This is a genomic window from Pseudomonas sp. Xaverov 83 (genome assembly GCF_019352905.1).
GTDB classification, from domain to species: domain Bacteria; phylum Pseudomonadota; class Gammaproteobacteria; order Pseudomonadales; family Pseudomonadaceae; genus Aquipseudomonas; species Aquipseudomonas yamanorum.
The window spans coordinates 138,329-164,615 of record NZ_JAAAFU010000049.1; the positions used below are offsets into that span (position 1 = coordinate 138,329).

Consider the following 26,287-nt stretch of genomic DNA (forward strand, 5'->3'; position numbering starts at 1 on the left):
CCCATCGTCACCCAAGGAAGCCCCATGCATTCATCCCGCCTGATCCTGTGCCTGACCACCTTGCTGGTGCTGGCCGGCTGCTCCAGCCAGCGCACCCAGCAATTGCCCGAGCGCAGCGAAGCCGAGGTAAAGGCGCAGATCGTGCGGCTGATGCCGGCCAGCGTGCCGGATCGTGGCGGCTGGGCCCAGGACATCTACACCGCCTTCAATACGCAGAAAATCTACCCCAGCACGGAAAACATCTGCGCGGTATTGGCCGTGACCGAGCAGGAGTCCACCTATCAGGTTGACCCGCCGGTACCGAACATGGGCAAGATCGCCCAGGACGAAATCCTGCGCCGCGCCGCTAAAGTCCACGTGCCGGCGGTGCTGGTGCGCACGGCGCTGCAACTGCGCTCGCCCACGGGCAAGTCCTACGCCGAGCGCTTGAACGCTGCGCGTACCGAGCGGGATCTGAGTGGGATCTTTGACGACTTCATCAGCGTCGTGCCCTTGGGCAATACCCTGTTTGGCGGCTTCAACCCGGTGCATACCGCAGGCCCGATGCAGGTCAGCATCGACTTCGCACAAAAGCAGGCCCGGGATTATCCCTACACCGTGGATGGCAGCATTCGTCGGGAAGTGTTTACCCGTCGAGGCGGCATGTACTTTGGCATCACCCATTTGCTGGGCTACCCGGTGCATTACGACCAGATGCTGTTCCGCTTCGCCGACTTCAATGCCGGTTGGTACGCCAGCCGCAATGCGGCATTCCAGGCGGCGGTCAGTCGGGTCTCGGGTACCACGCTGGCGCTGGACGGCGACTTGATCAACTACGGCTCTTTCCTGCCAGGCACCACCGAGTTGGCGGTGCGTTCCCTGGGCAAGGCGCTGGACATGCGCAACCCGAGCATCCGCAGCCAGTTGGAGCAGGGTGAGCGCCTGGATTTTGAAGATACCACCCTGTACCAGCGTGTGTTCGCCCTGGCCGACAAGGCCGCCGGCAAACCGGTGCCGCGAGCCATCTTGCCGGGCATCGTGCTGAAAAGCCCGAAGATCACCCGCAACCTCACCACCGCCTGGTTCGCCAAGCGCGTGGACGAGCGTTATCAGCGTTGCATGAAGCGTTAGGGGCGACGCTTGACCAACTTGCGCCACAGCCACACCCACAGCCACAACACCGGGAAGGCCAGGATCACGAACGGCAACACATAGCTGGCGCGCTCCAGGGCGTCGGCGGTGCCGTCCACCAGGTTTTCGCCCAGGTTGCTGAACATGCGGCTCAAGCGTGACTGCTGTTGCAGGCCGTCGGAGGTGCTGAAATTCAGGGTCACGCGGTTGGTGTCCAGGCGACGCTTTTGGCCTGCGGCGGCCTGAGCCAGTTCCTGCAGGTCGTTTTCGATATTCGCCTGCTCCTTGCTCAAGGTGATCAGGTCGCCCACGGTGATGTCCTTGCGCTTGGCCAGTTCATCCAGGCGCTGCTGCTGGGCCAGCAAGCGCTCCTGACGACGCTGCACATCGGCGACCGCATCGGCCAGGTCTTCGGCGGTAGTAATCCGCTGCCCCAGCTTGCCACCTTCGGCCGCCATGGCCACCAGTGGTTCAACGCCGGCGGGTGCAATGCGCAACACCATCTGGCCGCCGTCGCTGTCTTGCTTGATACCGAGAATATTGCACGGGCCGAACCGCGCCGACTCGCAGGCTTCGCGGGTGGCCTGCATGCGCGGTGCGAGCAGGGCGACGGGCAGCGAGAGGCTCAGCTCATGCTCGTAGGCCAGTTGCGCCCCGGCCTTGCCTTGTTCGCCACTGATTACGGTGGCTTCGGAATGGCTTTTGGGTGAGCAGCCGGCCAAGACCAGCAGCATCAGTAGCAGAGAGGTTTTGCCGTCCGGATGGCGCATTGCAGTTCCTTGGGGTGTGCAAAAGTGGCGATTAAACCGGGTCCGGCGGATTAACGCAAAGCATCGTGAAGGATTTGCAGCGCTGATCTTGATAGTCGTCGCCCAAGGGCTGGGGTACACCTCAAGGCTCACTCCAGGGAAGAATTTGCCATGACCGCCCATGTTGTCCCCGAAGGTTTTGTCCCGTTGTCTCGCAGCAGCCCTTTGCTAGACCTGCTGGGCCCGGTGTACTGCCGTGGTGAAGGGGTGCAGCTGGAAATTGGCCTGCGCGCCGACAACCGCCACGCCAACGGACGCGGCACCGTGCACGGTGGCGTGTTGGCCACCCTGGCGGATGTGGGCATGGGCTACGCCATGGCCTTTTCCAGCGAGCCGCCGCTGCCGTTGATCACGGCGAGCATGACTCTGGATTATCTCGGCGCGGTGCAGGTGGGGGAGTGGATCGAGGTGCGCTTGGAACACCACAAGCGTGGGCGGCAGATGGCGTTTGCCACGGTCAGCGTGCAGGTCGGGGAGAAGGTGGTCGTGCGGGCAAATGCGGTGTTTGCGGTGCCCCAGGTGCGGGACTGACCGATAAAGAAAAGGCCCGGTTTTCGTGGAACCGGGCCTTTTCCATGTTGCTCTTTGAAATCAGCTGCGTTCAAGGGCCAGGGCTACACCCTGACCGCCACCGATGCACAGGGTGGCCAGGCCTTTCTTGGCGTCACGCTTGATCATTTCATGCAGCAGGGTCACCAGCACACGGCAGCCTGATGCGCCAATCGGGTGGCCGATGGCAATCGCGCCGCCGTTGACGTTGACCTTCGCCGCGTCCCATTCCAGCTCTTTGCCCACTGCCAGTGACTGCGCGGCGAAGGCTTCGTTGGCTTCGATCAGGTCCAGGTCGCCCAGGTTCCAGCCGGCCTTGTCCAGGCAGCGGCGGGTGGCCGAAACCGGGCCAATGCCCATGATCGCAGGATCGACGCCGGCGTTGGCGTAGCTGGCGATGCGTGCCAGTACCGGCAGGCCCAGGGCCTTGGCTTTGTCTGCGCTCATCAGCAGCACGGCAGCCGCGCCGTCGTTGAGGCTGGAGGCATTGCCGGCGGTGACGGTGCCGTCTTTCTTGAAGGCCGGCTTGAGCTTGGCCAGGGATTCAGCAGTGGTGCCCGCGCGTGGCTGTTCGTCCACGGCGAAGGCCACCGGGTCGCCCTTGCGCTGGGGAATCAGGATCGGCGTGATCTCATCGCTGAAACGCCCGGCTTCAATCGCCGCCGTGGCTTTTTGCTGGGAGGCGGCGGCGAAGGCGTCCTGGGCTTCACGGCTGATACCGTACTTGTCCACCAGGTTCTCGGCGGTGATGCCCATGTGGTAGTCGTTGAACGCATCCCACAGGCCGTCGGTGATCATGCTGTCGATCATTTTCGCATGGCCCATGCGCAGGCCGGTGCGAGCGGCCGGCAATACGTACGGGGCCAGGCTCATGTTCTCCATGCCGCCGGCGATGATCACCTCGGCGTCACCGCAACGGATCGCTTGCGCGCCGAGGTGCAGGGCCTTGAGGCCCGAACCGCAGACCTTGTTCAGGGTCAGGGCCGGTACGGCGTGGGGCAGGCCGGCGAGGATCGAGGCCTGGCGGGCCGGGTTCTGGCCGCTGCCGGCGGTGAGCACCTGGCCAAGGATCACTTCATCCACCAGCGCGGGGTCGATGCCGGTTTGCTCCAGCAGGCGACGGATCACCGCAGCCCCCAGCTCCGGGGCCGGGATGCTTGCCAGCGAACCTTGGAAGCTGCCCACGGCGGTGCGGGTGGCAGCAACAATCACGACGTCTTGCATGGAATCTGTCCTCACTGGAAGTGCATTTCTGGAACATGGTCCGGGACGATCAGTTTACCGGCTGTCTTGCTGACGATCTCTTCAACACTGACGCCAGGTGCGCGTTCCTTGAGGACAAAAGCGCCATTTTCGATTTCCAGGTAGGCCAGGTCTGTCAGCACGCGCTTGATGCAGTTGGCGCCGGTCAGCGGCAGGCTGCAGCGGCTCAACAACTTGGATTCACCGTCCTTGGACGCGTGGGTCATGATCACGATGATGTTCTCGGCACCGGCCACCAGGTCCATCGCGCCGCCCATGCCCTTGACCAGCTTGCCGGGGATCATCCACGAGGCGATGTTGCCCTGTACGTCGACTTCAAAGGCGCCAAGCACGGTCAGGTCGACGTGGCCGCCGCGAATCATCGCGAAGGACTCGGCCGAGGAGAAGATCGACGCGCCAATACGTGCGGTGACGGTCTGTTTGCCGGCATTGATCATGTCGGCATCGATGGTTTCTTCAGTCGGAAACGGACCCATGCCCAGCAGGCCGTTTTCCGACTGCAGCATCACTTCCATGCCCTCGGGGATGTAGTTGGCCACCAGGGTCGGGATGCCGATGCCGAGGTTGACGTAGAAACCGTCCTGCATTTCGCGGGCGACGCGTTGAGCCATTTGTTCGCGGGTAAGAGCCATTGTTTGTCTCCTTATTGTTTGGGCTGGTGGATTATTTGCGGAGGGTGCGCTGTTCGATGCGCTTCTCGAAGGTGCCGCAAATGATCCGGTCGACGTAGATCCCTGGGGTATGGATATGCGCCGGGTCCAGCTCGCCCGGTTCGACGATTTCTTCGACTTCGACCACTGTGATCTTGCCGGCGGTGGCAGCCAGCGGATTGAAGTTCTGAGCGGTGTGGCGGTAGATCACGTTGCCGAAGTGGTCGGCTTTCCAGCCTTTGACGATGGCGAAGTCGCCGGTGATGGATTCTTCCATCAGGTACGGGCGACCGTTGAATTCGCGGGTTTCCTTGCCTTCAGCGACGGGGGTGCCGACGCCGGTGGCGGTGAAGAAGGCCGGGATGCCGGCACCGCCAGCGCGCAGTTTTTCGGCGAGGGTGCCTTGGGGTGTCAGGACCACTTCGATTTCGCCGCTGAGCAGTTGCTTCTCGAACAGCGCGTTTTCACCGACATAGGACGCGAAGACCTTACTGATTTGCTTGCCTTCCAGCAGCAGGCCCAGGCCAAAGCCGTCAACGCCGCAGTTGTTGGAAACCACGGTCAGGTTGCGGGTGCCTTTGCGTTTGATTTCGGCGATGAGGTTTTCCGGGATGCCGCACAGGCCAAAACCACCCGCCAGCACCGTCATGCCATCTTCCAGGCCTGCCAGCGCCTCTTCATAGGACGCTACGCGTTTATCAAAACCTGCCATATGCACCTCTTTTATTGTTTGTGGGCCAGCCATATGAACCGAGTGTTGCGCTGACGGATTGATTTGTTAAGTTGTTTTTTAAGGTTGATTGATTTAAAAAACAGCATAGTCGTCAGCCATCGGGAGAAGCTTCATGACAGTTAAACAGATGCGCGCCTTTCTTGCCGTGGCCCAGACCCTCAGCTTTGCGGCGGCCTGTGAGCGTTTGCATCTTTCCCAGTCGGCCTTGAGCCTGACCATCAAAGGTCTGGAGGAAGGCCTGGGCGGACGCTTGTTCAGCCGCAATACCCGAAATGTCGCGCTGACCCCCGAAGGTGAATCCCTGCTGCCCCTGGCCCGGCGCCTGATCGCCGATTGGGACAATGCCGAGGATGAGTTGCGCCAGCGTTTCACCTTGCAGCGCGGGCGGGTGACGGTGGCAGCGATGCCGTCGTTTGCCGGGAACCTGCTGCCGCCGATCCTGAAGATTTTTCGGGCGCGCTATCCCCAGGTCAACGTGACGGTGAATGACGTGATCAACGAGCAGGTGCTGGAAATGGTCCGCGATCGCCAGGTGGAACTGGGCGTGGCGTTTGAGCCTACGGAAAGCTCGTCGCTGGTGTTTACCCCGTTGTATGTGGATCGCTTTGTCGCGGTAGTGCCCGGTGACTCGGCGTTGGCGCGCCGGTCCGATATCGACTGGCACACCCTGCTGGAACAACCCTTCATCACCTTGCAGCGACCGTCCACGGTGCGGGTGATGCTGGAAGAACATCTGAAGGTGCTGGACATGAAGCTGCCGGTGGCCCTGGAGAGCCATCAACTGGCGACAGTGGGCAAGATGGTTGCCAGTGGCTTGGGCGTCAGCGCGGTGCCGGCGTTGTGTGCGCGCCAGATGCAGGAAGCGGGTGCCCACTGCATCACCTTGAGCGATCCGGTGATTGAACGGCCGATTGGTGTATTGACCAAGCCGGGGCACGAACTTTCGGCAGCGGCCCAAGCCATGTTTGATATTTTTTGCGATGAAGCGGGGAAGGGGCGTTTTCCGGCGTTGTTGCAATAACCGTCGGCAATAAAAAAGCCTGCTCGTTTAAGCGAGCAGGCTTAAGTAATCAGTGCGTAGTTATCAGCAGTATCTGTCGATCACTTTAACGTGCGAATGGCCTTTAAGGTTCTGCCACTCGGTATTAAGTGTATGAAAGACCTGCTCGATAAAGTTGCGATCAGCGGCGGCTTTCTTGCCGACATAACCCTGGCCGCGGCGGTACATCTTCAGGCGCGCTGCCAGTTCACGGTTATTCCTGTCGAACTCTTCTTCCACGGTATGGGGCGCCAGGCAGTCAATATGGACCTGGCCCGATTTACCAATCCAGAGGATATGGTCGTCGAGCGTGTCTTTCTGCGCTGCGAACATCTCAGCCAATTCTTCGATAGTTGGTTGGTTGTTCAGATTCATGTGTAAGCCCCTTGACCAGTTGGCGATCTTTAGTTGATCCATTAAAACTACTAAGTTGTCTCCGGCTCAGAAAACCGGGCGTCAGCGACTGTCTGCCGAATACGGGCAGGGTCTTGAACCGATGCATGTAGTCTTGCTGATGAACTGCTACGCAATGGTTTCATAACGAAGACAAGCAGCGTTTGAGCTCCTTGTACCGATCCTTTCGGGCCGGTCAGCTTCATCAATCTGCCTTGTGGGCAGTGCACATCCGGAAAAAACAGCTCGGCGGTCAGACGAGCTTGTTCAAAACACGTGTTACCAACGCTCCCGATCCGGGAGACGCTTGAATCATGCAATTACAAAATGGTTACGTCAACGATTATGTAGTGATTATTTTTGAGCACTACATAAATCCCCGTGGGACGGGGATGAGAGCGGAAAGCGTGACTTGAGCGTCATTTTTTGTGCGGGTGGGTCTAGGGTTTGGCAACGCTTTTGTGGCGAGGGAGCAAGCTCCCTCGCCACAGAAAAGCAGGATTTGGCTATCCCAGACGTTCTGCCAGCAATGGCAACAAACGTTCGCAGGAGGCCTCGATTTTGAGTTGCAGCAGCTCATCGCCCCGTGTCTTGCCCAGATTGATGGCAATCACAGGCTTGCCCTGCTCAACCATCGCCTTGCACAAGCGAAACGCTGAATACGCCATCAACGATGAGCCCACCACCAGCAAGCCTTCCGCTTCGTCCACGGCCGCCATCGCCTTGGCGGCCGTGCCCTGGGCGACGTTCTCGCCGAAAAACACCACATCCGGCTTCAGCCGTTGCCCGCCGCAATGGGGGCAGCGGGGCACCTGGAAGCGTCCTTCAAAGGCCGGGTCCAGCAGGGTGTCACCGTCTGGTGCCTGAACCGCGTCCACACCCGCCAGGTACGGATTCTCCGCTTCCATCTGGCGCTGGATCAGGTCCCGTTCGCTGGTCTGCTGGCAATCCAGGCACAGCACCCGGTGCAGGCTGCCGTGGAGTTCGATCACATCATGGCTGCCGGCCTGGTCGTGCAGGGTGTCGACGTTCTGGGTGATCAGCCCGGTAATGCGCTGGCGCTGCTGCAAGGTGGCCAACGCGATATGCGCCGCGTTCGGCTGTGCGACACACACCCTCGGCCAGCCGAGCATCGCCCTGGCCCAGTAGCGGCGGCGTGCCTCCGGGGTTGCGAGGAACTCCTGGTACATCATCGGCGCCTTGCCCCGGCGCACGCCTTCGCTGTCGCGATAATCGGGAATCCCCGAAGAGGTGCTGATACCCGCACCGGTCAGCACCAGGAAGCGCCGTTCGGCCATGGCCCGGTGCAGGCTGTCGAGCTGGTTATCGACTTGATGTTGCAGGGTATCGAGCATGGGGTCCCCAATGATTATTCGCCGCGAATGTACTGCTCCAGCTGTTTGATCAAGTCGGCCTGTTCGGCAATCGCTTCCTTGACCAGGTCGCCGATGGATAGCAGACCAAGGAGCTCGCCGTTCTCTACCACAGGCAGGTGGCGCAGATGTCGGTCGGTCATGATAGTCATGCAGGTCTCGACAGTCTGGTGAGTGTCGACGGTGATCACCGGTGAATTCATGATCTCGTGGGCTTTGGTCGTCACCGAAGACAATCCATGGAGGATGACCTTACGGGCATAGTCTCGTTCACTGATGATGCCCACCACCTTTCCGTCCTGGAGCACTGGCAAGGCCCCGACGTTTTTCGACGCCATCACGATCAAGGCCTCAAATACCGTATGGTCGTGGGGGATAGTGTGGACTTGCTGGTTTTGCTGGTCTTTGGACTTCAGCACTTGGGCAACGGTTTTCATGGAGGCCACTCCGGTGTTGTTATTGTTGGGAGGTTAGCAGGCCCTACAGAATCCTGGATGGCCCGCGGCAGGGCAAGGTCCAAAGCGGCATACATCCCGTCGAAAAACGTCATTGTCGCGACTTTTTAGTGCCTCTCAGCCTTTGTTTGCCGGTTTCGCCGCCCGCTTCGGGCTGGTGGCTGTCTTGCGCTTGGCCGGTTTGCGTTTGTTTTTCCACGGCGTAGCGCCACGTCCTGCCGGGCTGGCCGGGCCGCTGATGGTCAGGCGCATGCCGGTGCAGCGGGTGACTTGCTTGCTCATCCACGCCGCCTGCTTGGCCACGAACTCCTCCAGGCTCATCTCACCGCTCTGCACCATGTCCAACGCCTGTTCCCAGATGGCCGTGGTGCCGGGGTCGGCGATTGCCCGTGGCACCGCATCGATCAGGCTGAACGCGGCAGGCGTTGCCGACAGCGCCTTGCCGTTTTTCACCAGGTAACCGCGATCCAGCAGGCCCTGGATAATCCCGGCGCGGGTGGCTTCGGTGCCGATCCCGGTGGTGTCCTTGAGCTTTTGCTTGAGCAGCGGATCTTCCACCAGCTTGGCGACGTTCTTCATCGCCTTGATCAGGTCGCCTTCGGTGAAGGGCTTGGGCGGCTGGGTCCACAGGTCCTTGAGGTTGACCTTGGCCACGGTGTAGTCCTGGCCTTGAACCAGTTTCGGCAAGGACTGCGGCGCAGGTGCTTCACGGCCCTTGGCCGGCGCCAATGCTTCCGGCAATGCGCGTTTCCAGCCAGGTTCCACGATGACTTTGCCAACTGCCCGCAAGGCTTCACCGGCGCAGTCGAAATCGGCCTGGGTGCGGTCGTATTCATGGTTGGGAAGGAACTGCGCGAGGTAGCGGGCGCGAATCAGGGTGTACACAGCGCGATGCTTGCCGGTCAGTTGCCCGACATCCTTGCCGGCGCCGGTGGGAATGATGCCGTGGTGCGCACTGACCTTGGCGTCGTTCCAGGCCCGTGAGCGACGTTGTGGGTCCATGTGCGGCATCAACGCGTTCACTGCCGGATCGGCCCGGCCCAGCGCCGCGAGAATTTTCAACGCGTCGCCGTGCTGGCTAAGGGGCAGGTAGCCGCAATCGCTGCGCGGGTAAGTAATCACTTTGTGGGTTTCGTAGAGCGACTGCGCAACATCCAGGGTTTCCTGAGCGCCGAGGCCGAGTTTTTTCGAGCAGATTTCCTGCAAGGTGCCGAGGTCGAAGGGCAGGGGCGCCACGTCGCGCATCCGCTCGGTACGCAGTTTGACCAGTCGCGCACTGGCGGCGTTGCTCATGGCGTTGGCCGCGTCCCGGGCAAGCTCCGGATTGAGGCAACGGCCCTGATCATCACAGGCGTCTTCGGTCGCGCGCCATTGCGCAGTGAAGGTGATGTTGTCATGGAGCAGGTCCACATCGATGGCCCAATAGGCGACGGGTACAAAGTCGGCAATGCTGCGGTCCCGGTCTACTACCAACCGCAGGGTCGGGGTTTGCACACGCCCAACCGGCAACACGCCCTGATAACCGGACTGTTGGCCCAGCAGGGTAAACAGGCGGCTCATGTTCATCCCGATCAGCCAGTCGGCGCGGGAGCGGCCAAGGGCCGAATGGTAGAGGCTGAAGGTTTCTGCACCGGGCTTCAACGAGGCCAGGGCCTTGCGGATGGATGCGTCGTCGAGGGCCGAGAGCCACAGTCGCTGGATGGGGCCGCGATAACGGCAGTGCTCCACCAGTTCCCGGGCGATCATCTCGCCTTCGCGGTCGGCATCGGTGGCGATCACCAATTCCTGGGCTTCCCCCAGCAGACGCTTGACCGCCTTGAACTGGCTGGCGGTCTTGGGCTTGACCAGCATCTTCCATTTCTCGGGGATGATCGGCAGGTCGGCCAGCACCCAGCGCTTGTACTTGGCGTCGTAGCTGTCGGGCGGGGCGGTTTCCAGCAGGTGGCCGATGCACCAGGTCACCGTCACGCCTGAACCCAGCCAACAACCGTCGCCACGGCGGGTCGCGCCGAGCACGGCGGCGATATCCTTGGCCTGGGACGGTTTTTCACAGAGGAACAGCCGCATGGTCACCACATTCGTTACGAAATTGAATGGGGAGCAGGATGGGCAATAAATCAGAATTGGGCAACTTTTATCTGGATGGATATACAGCAATTTGTGTGTCTGGTGCTAAACCCAATGTGGGAGCGGGCTTGCTCGCGAAAGCGGTGTATCAGTCAACCTATCCGGCGACTGACACTCCGCATTCGCGAGCAAGCCCGCTCCCACACTGAATCTCCAGTGTCAGCCGGATCGAAGTTTAGTTATTGTCGATATCCACGTTCTTGGTCTCTTTCAGGCAAATCAGCCCCACGATCAGGCTCACCCCGGTAATCACCACCGGGTACCACAGGCCGTAGAAGATATCGCCGGTGTACACCACCAGCGCAAACGACACCGTTGGCAGGAACCCACCAAACCAGCCGTTACCAATGTGGTAAGGCAGCGACAACGAGGTGTAGCGGATGCGTGTCGGGAACAGCTCCACCATCAGCGCTGCCAGCGGGCCGTAGCACATGGCAGCGATCAGGATCAGTGCCACGATCAGCACCACCACCATGGTTTTGTTGACCTGCGCCACGTCTGCCGACTGCGGATAACCCGCCAGCGTCACCGCGCCTTTCAGGGCAGCTTCGTCGTAACCATCGATACGCACATCACCCACGCTCACCTGCACCGCGCTGCCCGCCGGGGCGGCCGCGCTTTCATACGGCAGGCCCTGTTTCACCAGGAAGGTCTTGACCTTGTCGCACGGGCTGTCAAACCGCGCCTTGCCCACCGGGTCGAACTGGAAGGTGCAGGTGGCTGGATCCGCCAACACCGTGATCGGTGACTGGCGGCTCGCATGGTCCATCGCCGGGTTGGTGTAGTGGGCCAGGCCCTTGAAGATCGGGAAGTACAACGCGGTGGCCAGCAGCAGGCCGACCATCAACACCGGCTTGCGCCCCAGTTTGTCCGAGAGCCAGCCGAAGAAGATGAAGAACGGCGCACCAATCACCACGCTGATGATCAGCAGCATGTTGGCCAGTGCCGGGTCCATCTTCAGAAACTGCGTGAGGAAGAACAGCACATAAAACTGTGCGGCATAAAACGTCACGGCTTGCCCAGCGTTAATGCTGAACAGCGCAATCAGCACGATCTTGAGGTTTTCCCATTTGCCGAACGACTCGCGGATCGGCGCCTTGCTGGCCTTGCCTTCCTCTTTCATTTTCAGGAACGCCGGCGACTCGTGCAGGCTCAGGCGGATCCAGGTGGAGATGCCCAGCAGCACGATCGACAGCAGGAACGGCAGGCGCCAGCCCCACACTTCGAATTGGTCACCGGTGAAGTAACGGCACGCCAGCACCACCAGCAGCGACAGCAACAGGCCGAGGGTCGCGGTGGATTGAATCCAGCTGGTGTGGAAGCCGCGTTTGCCCGCCGGTGCATGCTCGGCCACGTAAGTGGCCGCACCGCCGTACTCGCCGCCCAGCGCCAGGCCCTGGAGCATGCGCAGTGCCACGAGGATGATCGGTGCGGCGATGCCGATGCTTGAATAGGTGGGCAGCAGGCCCACGCAGAAGGTCGCCAGGCCCATCAGGATGATGGTGGCGAGGAAGGTGTACTTGCGGCCGATCATGTCCCCCAGCCGACCAAACACCAGGGCGCCGAACGGGCGCACCACAAAGCCGGCCGCGAAGGCCATCAGGGCGAAGATAAACGCCGTGGTGTCGTTGACCCCGGCAAAGAACTGCTTGCTGATCACCGCCGCGAGGGCGCCGTAGAGGAAGAAGTCATACCACTCGAACACCGTCCCGAGGGAGGAGGCGAAGATGACTTTCTGCGTGTCGTTGCTCGAGCGTGCGCCGAGCGCCGGGTCCAGGGGTTGAGCGTGTTCTGACATTGGGTAGCCCTCACAGTGATTATTTATTGTTGTTCCACTGTCGGCGCCGAATCGGCGCCGCTGTTCAGATTGCGGTGACCAGTTCTTTCTCCGGGGCGAGGCTCCTTGTGTTCGGCGAAAGGATAAGCTGCGCGGCTTTTTCCGCGATCATCAGCGTGGGTGAGCAGGTGTTGCCTGAAGTAATGCGTGGCATGACTGACGCGTCGGCGATGCGCAGGCCCGGAATGCCGTGCACCCGCAGTTGCGCGTCGACCACGGCGTCCTTGTCGCTGCCCATGCGGCAGGTGCCCACCGGATGGAAAATCGTGGTGCCGATGCGGGCAGCGGCCTCTTGCAGTTGTTCGTCGGTTTGCAGTGCTTCGCCGGGCAGGTATTCCACCGGGTTGAATTGCTTCAGGGCCGGCGCCGAAACGATGCGGCGGGTCAGGCGAATGGCGTCGGCGGCCACCCGCAGGTCTTCCGGGTGGCTGAGGTAGTTGGGGCGGATCAACGGCGCGTCTGCCGGGTTGGCCGAGCGAATGTCGATGCGGCCACGGCTTTGCGGGCGCAGGTCACACACCGAGGCGGTGAAGGCCGGAAAGGCGTGCAGCGGTTCGCCGAAGCGCTCCAGGGACAGCGGCTGTACGTGGTATTCGAGGTTGGCCGACGTCTGTTCCGGCCCGGAGCGGGCGAACGCGCCCAACTGGCTGGGGGCCATGGACAGCGGGCCGCTGCGGTCGTACAGGTAGCGCAGGCCCATGCCCATCTTGCCCAGCACGGTGCCCGCAATCTGGTTAAGGGTGCGGGCGTTTTCCAGCTTGTAGATCAGGCGCAGTTGCAGGTGATCCTGCAGGTTGCCACCGACGCCGGGCAACTCGTGCAGCACGTCGATACCCAAGGGCTTGAGCACGCTGGAAGGGCCGATGCCGGAGCGTTGCAGGATGCCGGGCGAACCGACGGAGCCCGCGCACAGGATGATTTCCTTGCGCGCCCTCCATGTAACGGCCTGGCCTTGCTGGCGAGCAACCACTGAGGTGGCGCGACCGTTTTCCAGCAGCACGCGGTCGACTTCAACCTCAGTCATCACCGTCAGGTTGGGCCGCTGGCGGACCGGCTTGAGGAACGCCTTGGCCGCGTTCCAGCGCACCCCGGATTTTTGATTGACCTGGAAATAGCCGCAGCCTTCGTTGTCGCCCTGGTTGAAGTCACTGATGCTCTCGATACCACTCTGCTGCGCTGCATCGCGAAACGCGTCGAGGATCGGCCAGTGCAGGCGCTGTTGTTCAACCCGCCACTCACCGCCGTCACTGTGGAATTCCGAGGCGCCGGCAAAATGGTTTTCGCTCTGCTTGAAAAGTGGCAGCACATCTTTCCAGGCCCAGCCGGGATTGTCCTCGGCCCAGCCGTCGTAGTCCCGGGCCTGGCCGCGCATGTAGATCATGCCGTTGATCGACGAACAACCGCCCAGCACCTTTCCCCGCGGATAGCTCAGCGCACGGCCTTGCAAGCCTTCCTGGGCTTCGGTCTTGAAGCACCAGTCGGTGCGCGGGTTGCCGATGCAGAACAGATAGCCGACGGGAATATGGATCCAGGGATAGTTATCGCGACCGCCGGCTTCAAGCAACAACACGCGATGGGCAGGGTTGGCAGACAGTCGATTGGCCAGCAGGCAGCCTGCGGGGCCGGCGCCTACCACCACGTAATCGTATTCAGCAGCTGCAGAATGCATCTGTGACCTCGCTTGTTTTTCTTATTGGCTCCATCCTAGTTGTTAGTTTTCGTCTTAAAAATGTTAGTTTTTACCCAGCTGCTGTGCGTTTTTAGACAGCGATGCTTTCAAGGTGGAGAGCGGAGGCGATATGTTCGACTGGAATGATCTGCGGTTCTTTCTTGAGTTACAGCGTAGCGGACGCCTGCTCACCGCGGCGCAGCGTTTGAAAACCACCCACGCCACCGTGGCCCGGCACATCGAGGCCATCGAGAAGAGCCTGGGCACCGCACTGTTCGTGCAGCACGCACAGGGCTACGAACTCACGCCTTCCGGCGAAGCCCTGCTCAAACACGCCGAAGCCATGGAAAACGTGGCACTGCTGGCCGAAGAAGAACTGACCCATTCTGCCGCGCCCCTGGGCAAGATTCGCCTGGGCGTGGCTGAAGGTCTGGGGGTGATGTTTCTCGCCAGTCGCATGGGCGGCCTGTTCGAGCGCTACCCCGGCCTGGAAGTGGAACTGCTGGCGGTGCCGCGCTTCGTCAGCATCCTCAACCGCGAAGCGGAAATCAGCATCCACCTGGAACGCCCCAGCGTCGACCAATTGGTAACCCGCAAACTCACCGACTACCGCCTGGCCCTCTACGCCAGCCGCAGCTACCTGGACCGTACGCCACCGATTGAAAAGCGCGAGGATTTGGCCGTCCATGCCTGGATCGATTACGTCGACGATTTGCTGTTCAGCCAGGAACTGAAATTCCTCAGCAGCTTCTGCCGCAACCCCAAAGTGGTGTTCCACAGCACCAGCGTGATCGCCCAGCACCAGGCCGCGCGCTCGGGATTGGGGATTGCCGTGTTGCCGTGCTTCATGGCCGCGAGCGACCCGGAACTGGTGCCGCTGCTGCCGGGGGAGAGCATCCAGCGCAGCTACTGGATCAGCTCCCGGCGCGAGTTGCACAAGTCGGTAAGGTTGCGGGTGTTGTGGGATTACCTGGTGGAACTGTGCGCGCGGGAGCAAGGGGTTTTGTTGGGGGAGGGTTAGAGCTTCACCACCTGATGCACCTGCTCACCACAGGCACGGATCTCATTGATCATCTTTTCAAACGGCGCGCTGACAATTTCATCGTGGGTCAGCCAGCGTATCTTCTGCACCAGAAGGTAGTGATAACGCCATTCGCCCTTGACGCGTTCACCCGTCAAGTCCAGGTCGTACCACGGCGAGTGCACCTGGCAGGCCTTGATGTCCTTGTCGATCTGCCCACCCGACAGTGCGATGGTGTAATCCAGCGTCTCGGGGTTGCCTACATACAAGTCCGCCAGTTGCCCGTTGCGGCGGTAGTTGAGCAACCCGTCCCATTTCTCCTGCAGCAAGGCATCGTTGTAGACGTGGTCATTGCCTAAGGGCTCCAGGGGCCGCATGTCCGTCAGGTTGGCGCTGACCTTGTAGCTGGCCGGGATCAAGAAGGCCGTGGCGGGGCGCTCGACCTGGCAGTCGGTGATCTGTTTGCCAAAGTTGTCGCAGATGTTCTGGTCGCTGGCGGTAGCGCCTTGCTGGCGGTCGGCGAGGCTCAGTTGCATCAGCGGCATACCGCGAAAATCAACGGTGGCCGAGACGCGGGCGGTGCCCTGGGCGTCGAAGCGTTCTTGCTTGTCGAGGATCAACGTGGCGGCGGCAGGTTGCAGCGGGATGTGTTCTTCACGTACCTGGCCCTCGGCGTTGGTCACCAGCACCCAGCGGTCCTGGATGTCGGGCAGGGTCTGGCCTGGGGCGAAGACCGGGTTGGTCGGGTCCAGCCACCACACTTGGCCATCGACTTCGGCGCGGACAATGGCGTGGTTCGGTGCGCCGGTGCCGGGAATCAGCAGCGGGTTGACCACATCACCTCGGCTGACCCAGGCGGGTTCGGCCTTGATTCCGCTGGCCTTGAGCATGGCCGCCAGCAATGTCGAAAGGTCTTTGCAGTCGCCGTAGCCGTGCTGTTCGATCTCGGCCAGGCTGAAGGGTACGTAGCCGCGATCCGAGGCGCGCCAATCGCCCAGGTAACGGTAGTGGTCGTTGATGTGCTGCATCAGGCCGGCCACTTGCTGCGCCGGCGGCAGGCCGCGAACGGAGGCCACGGCGGCGGCACCCTGGGGCGGCAGCTTGGCGCTGAGGATCTGGTTGTAGCGTTCGGCAAAATTGCCGAAGTATTGCTGGCGATCCAGGGAGCTGCCGACTTCGATACGCGGTGTGTGGCGTATGTAGGCGTTGGCGGATTCGTTGATGTAGCTGAGGTAGGTCGGAGCCTTTTGCACCACGTCCAGGGTCTTGCGATTGGCCGATGGGGTAATGCTGAAACCCTCCATCAATTCGCTGCGCCACTCGATGGGCCGCTCGGCGGTGAAGCGTGCCTTGAAGTGGTCGCGCCGTGCGGCGCTGGGGCCGAACTGCAAGGCGTAGTAGAACTCGGTCATCAGCGGTTTGGCGGGATAGTGTTCGCGCACCGTGTAGCGGATTTGCGTGCCCACCCGCAGGTTGGGGAATGCCAGCGAGGTCTGTTTTTCCCGGGAGAATCCCTGGTCAGGATTGGGGGCGGTGCGGGTGTCGATTTGTGCCTGGTCCAGGGGCACCGGTTTGCCGCCGGGCTGGGTGGACTCGGCCTTGAGCAGTTCAAAGCCGTCCTCTTCCTGATAGCTGAAGTCGATCCGCGAGAGCATTTCCCGGCCGCTTGGCTTGAGGATGGTGTAGTGGTAGCGCGTGGTGCAGTCGACGCTGGCGTCGCGGTTGAAGTGGCAATGCAGCTCGGTGTCGCTGGCCAGCGGGGCTTCGGCCATTGGTTGCAGGGCGGCAAACGCGCTGTGGCTGGCAAGCCCCCAGCTGATGCAGATCAGGGGACGGTAAAACGAAAAACGGTGCATGGGCGCCTCAGGTGGAACATTGACACAAGTACCCTACGGGTACCGAGAAGGCGCCGGATGATAATGGATCGCAACACGAATGCCTAGCATTGTCGGACAATTATTTTCGCTGAAAGGCCCGAGATAGAGCCTTCGTTAATGTTTTAAGGATTATTTTGCGAGCTCAAACTCGACACTTCCCAGTCGTTCGCCGTTCACCAACACGTGCACTGCGTGCTTGCCTGGATAGTGTTTGCGCGTGGTCAATTCACGAATGTGTTGGCCGCGGCTGATGGCGTGATGCTCCCCGGCACCCAGGGTAAATGCCTTGAGCTTGAACACCTTGGACGCGCTGTGACCGGCGCTTTTCACATAGTCGATGGCGTAGTCGACCACCAGCTTTTGTGGGGTGTCGGCGATGGATTCCAGGCTGAAAGAGAGGTTGATCCGTTCCCCCAGGTTAATCACCGCCGGCTCAACCTTGAGCTGATGGAGCTTCACCTCGGCCTTGGCCCCCGCACCCATGATCGTCAGCGCCCGGGTGTTGCCTTGCTTGATGAGGCTGCGCAAGGCGTGGCGGGCGATCCAGGCGGTGTGGGGGTTGGCCAGGGACCAGCCTTCGATCAAGGTCAGCACCCAGTCGGGATGGTCCTTGGTGATGTCGTTGAGGTGGTTGGCCACTGACTTGCGCACGTAGAGGCTGCTGTCGGCCTTGAGGTTATCGAGGATCGAGGCACACAGGTTAGGGTCGGCTTGCACCTCGGCCAGGCGAAACGACCACGGCAGGCGTGGCCGTGAACCTTCGCTGGCGAGGCGTCGTACGTGTTCGTTGTCATCCAGCGACCATTGCTGCATCACCGCCAGGGTGCGCTTGAAATCCTTCAGCAGAAAATACCGCACGGCAAACTCGGCGGAGCCGAAGGTGGTGAAGTACTTGAGGGCGGCCATGGAACGCTTGAAGTCTTCGCCGCCGTAGCTCGCGACGTAGTGGGGCAGGAACAGGCTGACAAAGGCACTGTTCAGCCGGGGTGCCAGGGCATACAGCAACTTCAGCGTTTGGGGGTAATCCAGCGGGATCACGGTGTGCAGGCTTTCGCTGACCCGCGCCATGCGCTGCATCACCGACAGGTCCGCGAGCCCGGCCTTGGCGTGTTTGAGAAAACCCTTGGCGTCGAACGCCGGGTACACCGCAGTCATTTCGGTGGCGATGTGTTGCAGGCGTTCGGCGTTGAAGATTTCCTTCAGGGCCGGGGCGCTTTGGTCGGTCATGGGCAAGTCCGCAGATGAAGTTGGCCATCAGAGTACATGCAAAACCCCATATCGAAGGCCCCACGTCGTAGCAGCTGTCGAGCCTTGGCGAGGCTGCGTCAGCGGTGTGTCTGATACACCGCGGACGCAGCCTCGCCTGGGCTCGACAGCTGCTACGGGGAGAGGTGTGGGTTAGAGGTACCAGCGATATTCCCGCGCATGAATTTCCTGCTGGAATGCCAGGTGGTCCTGGCGTTTGTTTTCGCAATACACGTCGACAAACTCGGCGCCGAGGCCTTCACGCAACGCTGGCTGATGCTGCATGGCGCGCACTGCTTCGAGCATTTCCAGGGGGAAATCCGTGCCGCTGTTGCGGTCTTCGTTCAGCGGGGCGATGGGTTCTTTGGCGGCATCAAGACCGTGTTCAAGTCCCACCAGAATCGCCGCCAGCACCAGGTACGGATTGGCATCGGCACTCGCCAGGCGATGTTCGATGCGCAAGTTGCGCGGGTCGGATTCAGGGATTCGCACACACGCGTCGCGGTCTTCATAACCCCAGCACGCGCGGGTGGCCGCGTTGACCGTGCCGCCGAGCCGGCGGAAGGCGTTGTGGTTGGGCGAAAAGATTGGCATGCAATGGGGCAGCAGTTGCAGACAGCCGGCCACCGCGTGGCGCAACGGTTGCTGTTGATGGGCCGCCAGCAGGTTATTGCCCGCAGCATCGTACAGGCTGACGTGTACGTGCATGCCACTGCCAGGATGTTGCAGGTAGGGCTTGGCCATGAAGCTGGCGCGATAGCCATGCTTGAGGGCCACGCCACGGGTGCTGCGGCAGAACAGGGCGGCCCAGTCGGCGGCGCGCAGGCCGTCTTCCAGGTGGCCGAAATTGATCTCGAACTGGCCGGGGCCAAGTTCGGCGGTGATCACCGTGATGTCGATGCCCTGGGCCTTGGCGGTCTCGACCATGTCGTCCAGTACCGGGGCGAAACGCGACAGGCGCTCGATGTGTAGATTGGGCTGGTCGTCGGCGTCATCACTCAGCGGGTCGCGGGCGAATTGCGGCAGGCCATCGCTGAGCTTTTTATCGAACAGGTAGAACTCCAGCTCAAACGCGACTACCGGGTGAATGCCCTTGCGGTGCAGGCGCTCCAGCACTTTGGCCAGCACTTCCCGGGGTTCGAATTCGATGGGCGCTTCGGTGCCATCGGAGGTGATCAGCATCTGCCCCAGGGGCTGCGCTTCCCAGCTCACCGGCTTTAGGGTACCGGGCACCAGGCGGCGATTGGCGTCCGGGTCACCGTCGTGAAAGCAATAGTCGCCAATCTTGAACAGGCCGCCCTGGGCACCCAGCAGTACCGCGTTCTGCGGCAGCTTCAAAGGGCTGCCGGCGGCGACCTTTTCCAGCATGTCCACCGGGTAGCGCTTGCCGTAGAAATGCCCGGGAATGTCCAGGGCAATCAGGTCGACATAACGCACATCGGGATGGTTCTGGCGAAAGGTCCGGACTTCGGCCAGCAGCGTGGAGGAATGGCTTTTCACGGGTGACGCTCCTTGGTGTGCCTTCAGTTGTAGACCCACAGCACACGGGCTGGCAGGTCAGTCAGGTTGCCGTAGCGGCAGTGGGCGAAACTGGCCAGGTGGAAGCTGTCACCCGGGCGCAAGGTGACCGAGTCGGCCTCGCCCTCAACCCACAGTGTCAACTCGCCTTCCAGTACATAACCGGCCTGTTCGGCACGGTCGCTCATGGTCTGTTCGCCACTGTTGGCGCCGGGGGCCAATAGGCTGTCGAGCATCGAGAACGCGCCGTGCATGCTCGGCGACACCAGGATGTCGGTGATGCCATTGGCGTAATACACCGTGCGCCGTTCGTTGGGGCGGGTCACCCAGTCCACCGCCTTGGGTTTGGACAGGCTGTAGAAATAGGTGGTGGGCACCCCGAGGGCGTGGCTGATGGCCGTGAGGTCGGCGACGGTAGGGCGCGACAGGCCGCGTTCAACCTGGGACAGGAAACCTACGGAACGCTCGATCTTTTGCGCGAGTTGCGCCAGGGTGAGCTTCTTGTGCTTGCGCAGGTCGTGAATCAGGATCGCCAGGGCGTCGAGTTCTTCTTGCTTGTCCATGGGCGCTTCGTGAAATTCTTATCAAGAAATTTCATGAAAAATTACAGGATTAATTTCATGGAGGCAATGGGTATGGAGTTGGCGGAGCATTTACGCAGCCTGGAACAGGAGCTGCACCAATGCACCACCCGTGCAGATGCGACGCGGTTGTCGGTGCTGCTGGCGGATGATTTCGTCGAGTTTGGTGCCAGTGGCAACGTGTGGGGCAGTAAGGACGAGGTGATCGACGGTTTGCAGGACGAGGTGTTCTCTGCTCGAAGCATCAGTGACTTTGCATTGAAGCTGCTGGCCGAGGGCGTGGCGTTGGTGACGTATCGCTGCCAACGGGCGGCGACTGAGGCCAATGCGGCGGGGGAGTCGTTGCGCAGTTCGGTGTGGCGCGAGACCGGCGGGCGGTGGCAGATGGTGTTTCATCAGGGCACGCCGACGCGTCAGCGTGCACCTGTGTAAGTGTCGGCAGGTTCAGGCCGTGTGCTTGACCTCAAACCCCAACAGGCTTACATCATCACGATGCCCCAGCAGCTCGGCCACCACCGACGTCGGCGACTTGTGCTTGTAGGTGTTGTAGTTGTTAACCGAGTCCTGGAACAGCTGACGGGTGAACCCGACGCGGCTTTCCAGGCTGGCAATGTCCGCGGCGGGTGACGAGGCGTTTTGCGCCGCCGCCAGTTGTTGCTCGGCCTCTTTGAATTGACCGAAGGCTTTTTTGCAACGATCGAGCAGCGCCACCAGTTCCCGGTAGGTGCCGAACACGTAAAGCGCGAGCAAGGTGACAATAGTCACGAAAATGATGATGACGTGGGTACCAGTCATTGGACTTCCTGGGCAGCTGGAAAAAAGAACCAATCTTATCTGATTAATCGTCGCCTCGGTCGTTGGCCATCCATCCATCCGCCGCTTCAATCACTGCGCTGAATGATTCTTCGCGGCTGCGGTCGGAATCTTTACGCGTCATTCATTGAAGGAAGTGCCCATGAAGTCCAGATCCCTTGTTGCCTGCCTGCTGGTTGCCGCGAGCCTGTCCGCCGCCAGTCTTACCGTCCAGGCCGCTGATACTCCGCAAAAAACCGTGCAGCCTTCAAACATCAATACCCGTGACCTCAAGACCGGCGACCGCGCGCCAGACATTCTGATGCGTAAGGAGTCGGCCATTGCCGACTGGAAGAAACATGGCCTGAAGCAGCCGGAAGAAGACAGCCAGTGGGCCCGGGTAAACGACAAGTACGTGTTGCTCAAAACCACCAACGGCACGATTCTCGACATCACGCCGGTTAAAAAATAAGGCGTCAGCGGGATGAGCGACCGCGTCCTCATCCCGCTGCATTTGATTTTTGCATAAATGCATAAATCAGCATTTATTTCGTCTCATCTTGCGTTAAGGTACATCCGCTTGCGGGTCGCAATGGCCCCGTTACCTTGACCAGAATGAGAGCAGGATGCTTGCCACAATAAGAAACTACCCACGTACCGTGAACCTGCTGCTGTCGGCCACGCTGATCCTCACGCTGGCCAAAGCCATCACGTTTCCGTATCTGGTGATCTACCTCACCAACCATTTTGCCCTCGACATCAGCCAGGTCGGCCTGGTGATCGGCAGCTCATTGATCGTCGGTTCGTTGCTGAGTGTGTATGGCGGTTTCCTGGTAGACCGCATCAGCAGTTACCGGCTGTTGCTCAGCTTGAGCGTGGTGTTTGCCCTAGGGTTTATCGGCACGGTGCTGGCTCGGGAAATCTGGTCGTTCTACAGCTGCCTGATCCTGATCAACCTGGCGTACGCGGTGATCGACATTGCGATCAAGTCCGGGTTTGCCAGCCTGTTGCCGGAGGATGAGCGCAGCGAAGCGTTTTCCATCAAGTACACCCTGACCAATATCGGTTACGCCGTAGGGCCGTTTTTTGGCGCGATGATAGCCAAGCTCGATATCAGCTTGCCGTTTATCCTGTCGGCGGTCTTGGGCCTCGGATTTTTCCTGCTGTATTGGCGTTGGGGCGACCGCACCTTGGCCACCGTCGACACCACGCAAAAGCCGGTGTCATTCCTCGCCGTGGGCCGCGTACTGCTGCGGGATCATCGGCTGGTGTGCTTTACCATCGGCGGCCTGCTCAGTGCCGTGGTGTTCGGCCAGTTCACCGCGTACCTCTCGCAATACCTGGTGACTACCACCACCGCTGAATACACCTACACCATCATCAGCGCGGTACTCACCACCAACGCCGTGTTGGTGATTGCCCTGCAATACGCGATTGGCCGGAGGATTTCCCACCGTTACCTGAGCCAGTGGCTGATCTTCGGCCTGGGCATGTTCATGCTGGGAGTGATCGGTTTTGCCCTGGCGAGCAACGTGTGGTGGTGGATAGTGGCGATGGCGATTTTCACCGTGGGTGAAATCGTGGTGTTCCCGGCCGAGTACATGTTTATCGACCGCATCGCCCCGGACCATCTGCGGGGCATGTATTACGGCGCGCAAAACCTCTCCAACCTCGGCGCTGCCCTGGGGCCGGTGCTGTGCGGGCTGGTACTGGCCAGCCTGCCGGCCCACTACATGTTCTACATGTTGGCAGCGTTTATCGTCGGGGGCGGGGTGTTCTATTTTATCGGGGCGTCGTTGAAGGCACGCTAACTGCTGTAGGAGCGAGCTTGCTCGCGAAAAACGCCCAGGCACCGCGTTCATTCATGCGTGGCGCGTTATCGTTAACGACCTTCGCGAGCAAGCTCGCTCCTACAAAGGGCGCAGCGGCAGGTCATCCAGCCTGAGTTTGCCGACGGTGTTGCTCTGCAATTCGTAACGCAACTCGTCGACCATCTTTTCCACTTCCTGCGGGGTCTGCAGCTTGTTGACGCTGATCCCGGTGACCACCAGGTCCACCCGGCCGCTTTCGGCATCGAAGACTTTGAGGGTCAACGAGGCGTCACGGCACAGGGTGAACTCGCAGGTCAGGGGCGACAGAGCCTCTTCGATGCAGTTGCGCAGTTGGGAGAGCGTAAACATTAGGGCTCTCCTCAGCGACGACGCAGCAACAGGCCCAGCAGCAGGCCGACACCGGCGACAATCGCCACGGTAGCCAAGGGTTTTTGCTTGGCAAAGTCGCCAACGGTGTCCAGCGCATCACCGTAGGTTTGCTGCAATTGGCCAGCAGCCTGGCGGGCCACACCTTCGGCCTGGAGACGTTCGTCACCGGTCAGATCACCCAGAAAACCTTGAGCCTTGCCGGCCACTTTCTCGACGGCGCCTTTGACTTGTTCGCTTTTCATGATGGATTCCTTAAAGGGCATGACATCTCGACAGCACAGGACCCAAAGCCCTGTGCCCACTCTTCAAGGTTAAGCAGTGCATCCCCGCGCAATAAGGCGAATTTGCACCGGTCGCACTAGTGCATTTGCACTCTATTTCGGCTTTTTAACCCGCAATTCACCGGCAAACAGCCCGCGCTCACGGGCCCAGACGATGGCTGCACTACGGCTATGTACCCCCAGTTTGGAGTACACCGTGGCCACATGGTTACGCACGGTGTTGGGCGCCAGTTTCAGGCGCGAGGCGATTTCCTTGTCGGCCAGGCCTTCGCAAATCAAGCCCAGTACATCGCGCTCCCGGGCGGTCAGGTCGGTAAAGGAAATGTTCGGTACATTGGGGCTGTTGACGCTCTTGGCGTTGGCCAGTTTTTCAATCAGCGTCTGGCTGAACCATGAGGCGTCCTGCATCACTTCCTCGATAGCGGCCACCAGTTCCAGCTCGGAGCGCTTGCGTTCGGTGATGTTCATCAGCACCAGCAAATAGCAGGGCACGTCCTGGATGCTGACGGTGTCGGCAGACAGCACGCAGTCGATCAGCTCATTGCCTTTCTTGCGAATCTTCAGGTCGAGGCCGTCGAGGTTGCCGGCTTTTTCCAGGGTGGTGAACAGTTGCGTGCAGGCCTGGGGGCTGTCGATAAAGTCGATGTCTTCGATGGATTTGCCGATCAGTTCTTCACTGGTATAGCCGGTGATGGTCATAAAGGCTTCGTTGATATCCACCACCTGGCGGTTGGCGGCGTTGCACACCAGGGTCGGCACCGGCGTCAGGCGGAACGACTTGGCGAAACGTTCCTCGCTCTGGCGCAGGGCGGTTTCGGCTTTACGGCGGGGCTCCAGGTCAGTGAAGGAAAACAGCATGCAGTCTTCCTCATTCATGTCCAGCGGTTGGCCGGCCACGATCACCAGTTTGCTGCCGCCTTCGGGCAGTTTCAGTTCGGCTTGCATCTGCGGAATGGTCGCGCCTTCGCCCAGGCGCTTGACAGCGAGGTCCTTGTTTTCGGCCTGTTCCAGCACGTCCAGCTCATACACCGAGTGGCCGATCACCTGGTCGCGGTTATAGCCGGTCATCTCCAGAAAGCCCTGGTTGACCTTGATATAGCGCAGGTCGCTCAAGCGGCAAATCACCGCCGGTGCCGGGTTGGCATTGAAGGTTTTTTCGAAGCGCTGTTCGGCGCTGGCCCATTCGGTGGCGTCGCTCAGGATCAACACCAGCAACTCCGGCTCGCCCGACGCGTCGTCGAGCACCAGGCTGCGCAGGCGATGCACCCAGACTTTTTCCTCGTCGCCGGTGGGGGTGACTTCCACCACCACATCGCTGAACTCTTCACCGTCTGCCACCCGGCTCAGGGGGTAATTCTCCAGCACCAGCGGGTGGTTGTTGCGATACCGCAAGGCAAAGCGCGCGGCGTATTCCTTGGTGTTGGCACCCAGGTCTTCGACTTTATCCACGCCATGCATCAGCAGCGCGGCTTCATTCGCCCAGAGGATGGTCTGGTCGGCCTCGGCGAGGATCACCCCATCGGACAAGCCGGAGATGATCTGCTGCAGTTGGCGGCGGTTGGTTTCTTTGGCGAGGACGGCCTGGCTCATGGTTTCTCCTGGGGTAAGTCGCATGGGAAGTACGACACCTGAGGCTCAGGATAGTGCAGAGAAAGTGCCCGGCGCGGGGTGCGAATGCACCAGTGCGCCTAGTGCAATTGTGCCGAGACCGCAGGGTAGGTGCCTCGCCAAACTGGCCACCTACCCACTGTTCAAAGGATTTAACATGACCACTGTCTATGAAACCAACCGTTCGCTGTTTCGCGTCTCCTGGGGCTCGGTATTGGCCGGTAGTGCAATTGCCCTGGTGACCTACCTGGTGTTGAGCGTACTCGGTACCGCGATTGGTGCCAGTGCAGTCAACCCGATGGCAGCCGGTAACCCGCTGAGCGGTTTTGGTACAGGTGCCGGGATCTGGTTGTTTGTCTCGACGCTGTTGGCCATCGGTGCCGGTGCATTCGTGGCCGGGCGTACCGCACCGGATCGCGGCGGCCTGCATGGCGTGCTGAGCTGGACCATCACCACTTTGCTGACCACCTGGCTGCTCGCCGCGCTGGCCACCAGCGTTGTCGGTGCCGCGGGTAACGTCGTCGGTAAAGGGTTGTCGGCGGCCGGTAGCGGTATCGCCGCCGTGGCGCCGGGCATCAGCGACAGCGTCAAGCAGCAACTGAATGAGCAGGGCATCAAGCTGGATTGGAACAGCCTGCAAGGCCAACTCGACACATTGCTCAAGCAGAGCGGCAAGCCTGAACTGGACCCTGCCAACGTTGAGCAAAAAGCCGATCAGGCAGCTGCGGATGGCAAGCAATCGGCCAACGATGCGGCGACCAACCCAGCCCAGGCCGGTGATGAATTGAAGCAGTGGTTCGAGCGGGTCAAGGCTTCCGGTGAGCCCGCGTTGAATGCAGCAGACAAGCAGGCGTTGGTTAACATCGTCGCCGCCCGTACCGGCAAGAGCCAGGCTGAAGCGACCCAGATCGTCGACAACTATGCCCAGGCCTACCAGCAGGCTGTGCAGAAGGTTGACGAGCTGAAGCAACAGGCTGAGCAGAAAGCCCGCGAAGCCGGTGAAGTGGCGGCCAAGCAACTGTCCCGCGCAGCGTGGAGCACCTTGTTGATGTTGCTGCTGGGTGCGGCGTTGAGCTTTGGTGTAGGTCGCCTGGCGATTTCCACCCGTCGTGTGCCTTTGGCATAACCCTTTTTAGCGGCAGGGATGCCGCTTTCC

General features: G+C 60.8%; 26 protein-coding genes. 8 read left to right on the forward strand and 18 right to left on the reverse strand.

Annotation, left to right across the window (positions count from 1 at the left end; all coding sequences use genetic code 11):
• The first annotated feature begins 24 nt into the window (after positions 1–24).
• Complete coding sequence (locus K0H47_RS16185) at positions 25–1,110, forward strand: DUF1615 domain-containing protein (RefSeq protein ID WP_177026276.1); 1,086 nt, start codon at positions 25–27, stop codon at positions 1,108–1,110.
• On the opposite strand, the gene K0H47_RS16190 is transcribed toward K0H47_RS16185, so the two are convergent.
• A complete protein-coding gene (locus K0H47_RS16190; RefSeq protein ID WP_177026275.1) occupies positions 1,107–1,880 on the reverse strand; it encodes a DUF4349 domain-containing protein in 774 nt (257 codons plus the stop codon). The genes K0H47_RS16185 and K0H47_RS16190 overlap by 4 nt on opposite strands.
• A 150-nt stretch (positions 1,881–2,030) precedes the next feature.
• Here K0H47_RS16190 and K0H47_RS16195 point away from each other — a divergent pair, with 150 nt between their 5' ends.
• Positions 2,031–2,450, forward strand: coding sequence for a PaaI family thioesterase (locus K0H47_RS16195; RefSeq protein WP_063031245.1), 420 nt, complete (start codon positions 2,031–2,033; stop codon positions 2,448–2,450).
• A 60-nt stretch (positions 2,451–2,510) separates the two neighbouring features.
• Here the strand turns inward: K0H47_RS16195 and K0H47_RS16200 are convergent, their stop codons facing one another.
• Genes K0H47_RS16200 through K0H47_RS16210 form a run of 3 tightly spaced genes read right to left on the reverse strand, consistent with a single transcriptional unit; the run spans position 2,511 to position 5,093 of the window.
• Positions 2,511–3,692: an acetyl-CoA C-acetyltransferase gene (locus K0H47_RS16200; protein ID WP_093198419.1), complete on the reverse strand. Its 1,182-nt coding sequence runs from the start codon at positions 3,690–3,692 to the stop codon at positions 2,511–2,513.
• A gap of 11 nt (positions 3,693–3,703) precedes the next feature.
• A complete protein-coding gene (locus tag K0H47_RS16205; protein ID WP_017475483.1) occupies positions 3,704–4,363 on the reverse strand; it encodes a CoA transferase subunit B in 660 nt (219 codons plus the stop codon).
• 31 nt (positions 4,364–4,394) lie between these two features.
• Positions 4,395–5,093, reverse strand: coding sequence for a CoA transferase subunit A (locus tag K0H47_RS16210; protein WP_063031241.1), 699 nt, complete (start codon positions 5,091–5,093; stop codon positions 4,395–4,397).
• A gap of 133 nt (positions 5,094–5,226) precedes the next feature.
• Between K0H47_RS16210 and K0H47_RS16215 the strand changes: the two genes are divergently transcribed.
• Positions 5,227–6,135 carry a LysR family transcriptional regulator gene (locus K0H47_RS16215; RefSeq protein WP_177070147.1) on the forward strand — a complete coding sequence of 303 codons (909 nt, stop codon included), beginning with the start codon at positions 5,227–5,229 and terminating at the stop codon, positions 6,133–6,135.
• A 63-nt stretch (positions 6,136–6,198) separates the two neighbouring features.
• Here K0H47_RS16215 and K0H47_RS16220 read toward each other — a convergent pair whose 3' ends face one another.
• The 6 genes from K0H47_RS16220 to K0H47_RS16245 form a co-directional block, all read right to left on the reverse strand.
• The gene (locus tag K0H47_RS16220) at positions 6,199–6,528 is read right to left on the reverse strand and encodes a hypothetical protein (RefSeq protein WP_063031237.1); all 330 of its coding nucleotides are present in this window, start codon (positions 6,526–6,528) and stop codon (positions 6,199–6,201) included.
• A 524-nt stretch (positions 6,529–7,052) separates the two neighbouring features.
• Positions 7,053–7,901 carry an NAD-dependent protein deacetylase gene (locus tag K0H47_RS16225; protein ID WP_201139922.1) on the reverse strand — a complete coding sequence of 283 codons (849 nt, stop codon included), beginning with the start codon at positions 7,899–7,901 and terminating at the stop codon, positions 7,053–7,055.
• Between the two features lie 14 nt (positions 7,902–7,915).
• Positions 7,916–8,356, reverse strand: coding sequence for a CBS domain-containing protein (locus tag K0H47_RS16230; protein WP_063031233.1), 441 nt, complete (start codon positions 8,354–8,356; stop codon positions 7,916–7,918).
• A 135-nt stretch (positions 8,357–8,491) separates the two neighbouring features.
• Positions 8,492–10,441 carry a DNA topoisomerase III gene (locus K0H47_RS16235; RefSeq protein WP_063031231.1) on the reverse strand — a complete coding sequence of 650 codons (1,950 nt, stop codon included), beginning with the start codon at positions 10,439–10,441 and terminating at the stop codon, positions 8,492–8,494.
• Positions 10,442–10,676: 235 nt separating this feature from the next.
• Positions 10,677–12,299, reverse strand: coding sequence for an MFS transporter (locus K0H47_RS16240; RefSeq protein WP_010172258.1), 1,623 nt, complete (start codon positions 12,297–12,299; stop codon positions 10,677–10,679).
• Positions 12,300–12,363: 64 nt separating this feature from the next.
• The gene (locus K0H47_RS16245) at positions 12,364–14,007 is read right to left on the reverse strand and encodes a GMC family oxidoreductase (protein WP_177070151.1); all 1,644 of its coding nucleotides are present in this window, start codon (positions 14,005–14,007) and stop codon (positions 12,364–12,366) included.
• A 130-nt stretch (positions 14,008–14,137) separates the two neighbouring features.
• Here K0H47_RS16245 and K0H47_RS16250 point away from each other — a divergent pair, with 130 nt between their 5' ends.
• Positions 14,138–15,028 (forward strand): LysR family transcriptional regulator, encoded by an 891-nt coding sequence (locus K0H47_RS16250; RefSeq protein ID WP_063031227.1) that lies wholly within the window; start codon positions 14,138–14,140, stop codon positions 15,026–15,028.
• Here the strand turns inward: K0H47_RS16250 and K0H47_RS16255 are convergent.
• From K0H47_RS16255 to K0H47_RS16270, 4 genes are all read right to left on the reverse strand, one after another.
• Complete coding sequence (locus tag K0H47_RS16255; RefSeq protein WP_219273201.1) at positions 15,025–16,884, reverse strand: DUF3857 domain-containing transglutaminase family protein; 1,860 nt, start codon at positions 16,882–16,884, stop codon at positions 15,025–15,027. The two genes, K0H47_RS16250 and K0H47_RS16255, sit on opposite strands and share 4 nt — an antisense overlap.
• Positions 16,885–17,034: 150 nt before the next feature.
• Positions 17,035–18,132 carry a DNA alkylation repair protein gene (locus K0H47_RS16260; protein ID WP_219273202.1) on the reverse strand — a complete coding sequence of 366 codons (1,098 nt, stop codon included), beginning with the start codon at positions 18,130–18,132 and terminating at the stop codon, positions 17,035–17,037.
• Positions 18,133–18,303: 171 nt separating this feature from the next.
• Complete coding sequence (locus K0H47_RS16265; RefSeq protein WP_219273204.1) at positions 18,304–19,650, reverse strand: glutamine synthetase family protein; 1,347 nt, start codon at positions 19,648–19,650, stop codon at positions 18,304–18,306.
• Positions 19,651–19,673: 23 nt separating this feature from the next.
• Positions 19,674–20,231 carry a helix-turn-helix domain-containing protein gene (locus K0H47_RS16270; protein ID WP_063031219.1) on the reverse strand — a complete coding sequence of 186 codons (558 nt, stop codon included), beginning with the start codon at positions 20,229–20,231 and terminating at the stop codon, positions 19,674–19,676.
• A 57-nt stretch (positions 20,232–20,288) separates the two neighbouring features.
• Between K0H47_RS16270 and K0H47_RS16275 the strand changes: the two genes are divergently transcribed.
• Positions 20,289–20,681 (forward strand): DUF4440 domain-containing protein, encoded by a 393-nt coding sequence (locus K0H47_RS16275; protein ID WP_231988866.1) that lies wholly within the window; start codon positions 20,289–20,291, stop codon positions 20,679–20,681.
• 12 nt (positions 20,682–20,693) lie between these two features.
• Here K0H47_RS16275 and K0H47_RS16280 read toward each other — a convergent pair whose 3' ends face one another.
• Positions 20,694–21,044, reverse strand: a complete 351-nt coding sequence (locus K0H47_RS16280) for a LemA family protein (RefSeq protein ID WP_093198387.1) — start codon at positions 21,042–21,044, stop codon at positions 20,694–20,696.
• A gap of 160 nt (positions 21,045–21,204) precedes the next feature.
• Here K0H47_RS16280 and K0H47_RS16285 point away from each other — a divergent pair, with 160 nt between their 5' ends.
• Together K0H47_RS16285 and K0H47_RS16290 are read left to right on the forward strand one after the other, a co-directional pair.
• Positions 21,205–21,513: an RcnB family protein gene (locus tag K0H47_RS16285; RefSeq protein WP_017475469.1), complete on the forward strand. Its 309-nt coding sequence runs from the start codon at positions 21,205–21,207 to the stop codon at positions 21,511–21,513.
• A gap of 154 nt (positions 21,514–21,667) precedes the next feature.
• A complete protein-coding gene (locus tag K0H47_RS16290; RefSeq protein WP_219273206.1) occupies positions 21,668–22,852 on the forward strand; it encodes an MFS transporter in 1,185 nt (394 codons plus the stop codon).
• Between the two features lie 99 nt (positions 22,853–22,951).
• Here the strand turns inward: K0H47_RS16290 and K0H47_RS16295 are convergent, their stop codons facing one another.
• The 3 genes from K0H47_RS16295 to K0H47_RS16305 all read right to left on the reverse strand — a co-directional run bounded on the left by K0H47_RS16295 (position 22,952) and on the right by K0H47_RS16305 (position 25,113).
• Positions 22,952–23,221: a DUF1652 domain-containing protein gene (locus K0H47_RS16295; RefSeq protein ID WP_003211585.1), complete on the reverse strand. Its 270-nt coding sequence runs from the start codon at positions 23,219–23,221 to the stop codon at positions 22,952–22,954.
• 11 nt (positions 23,222–23,232) lie between these two features.
• The gene (locus K0H47_RS16300; RefSeq protein ID WP_003211583.1) at positions 23,233–23,484 is read right to left on the reverse strand and encodes a CsbD family protein; all 252 of its coding nucleotides are present in this window, start codon (positions 23,482–23,484) and stop codon (positions 23,233–23,235) included.
• 132 nt (positions 23,485–23,616) lie between these two features.
• A complete protein-coding gene (locus tag K0H47_RS16305) occupies positions 23,617–25,113 on the reverse strand; it encodes a PAS domain S-box protein (RefSeq protein ID WP_003211582.1) in 1,497 nt (498 codons plus the stop codon).
• 175 nt (positions 25,114–25,288) lie between these two features.
• On the opposite strand from K0H47_RS16305, the gene K0H47_RS16310 reads away from it, so the two are divergent.
• Positions 25,289–26,257, forward strand: a complete 969-nt coding sequence (locus K0H47_RS16310) for a hypothetical protein (protein WP_093198378.1) — start codon at positions 25,289–25,291, stop codon at positions 26,255–26,257.
• Positions 26,258–26,287 lie beyond the last annotated feature (30 nt).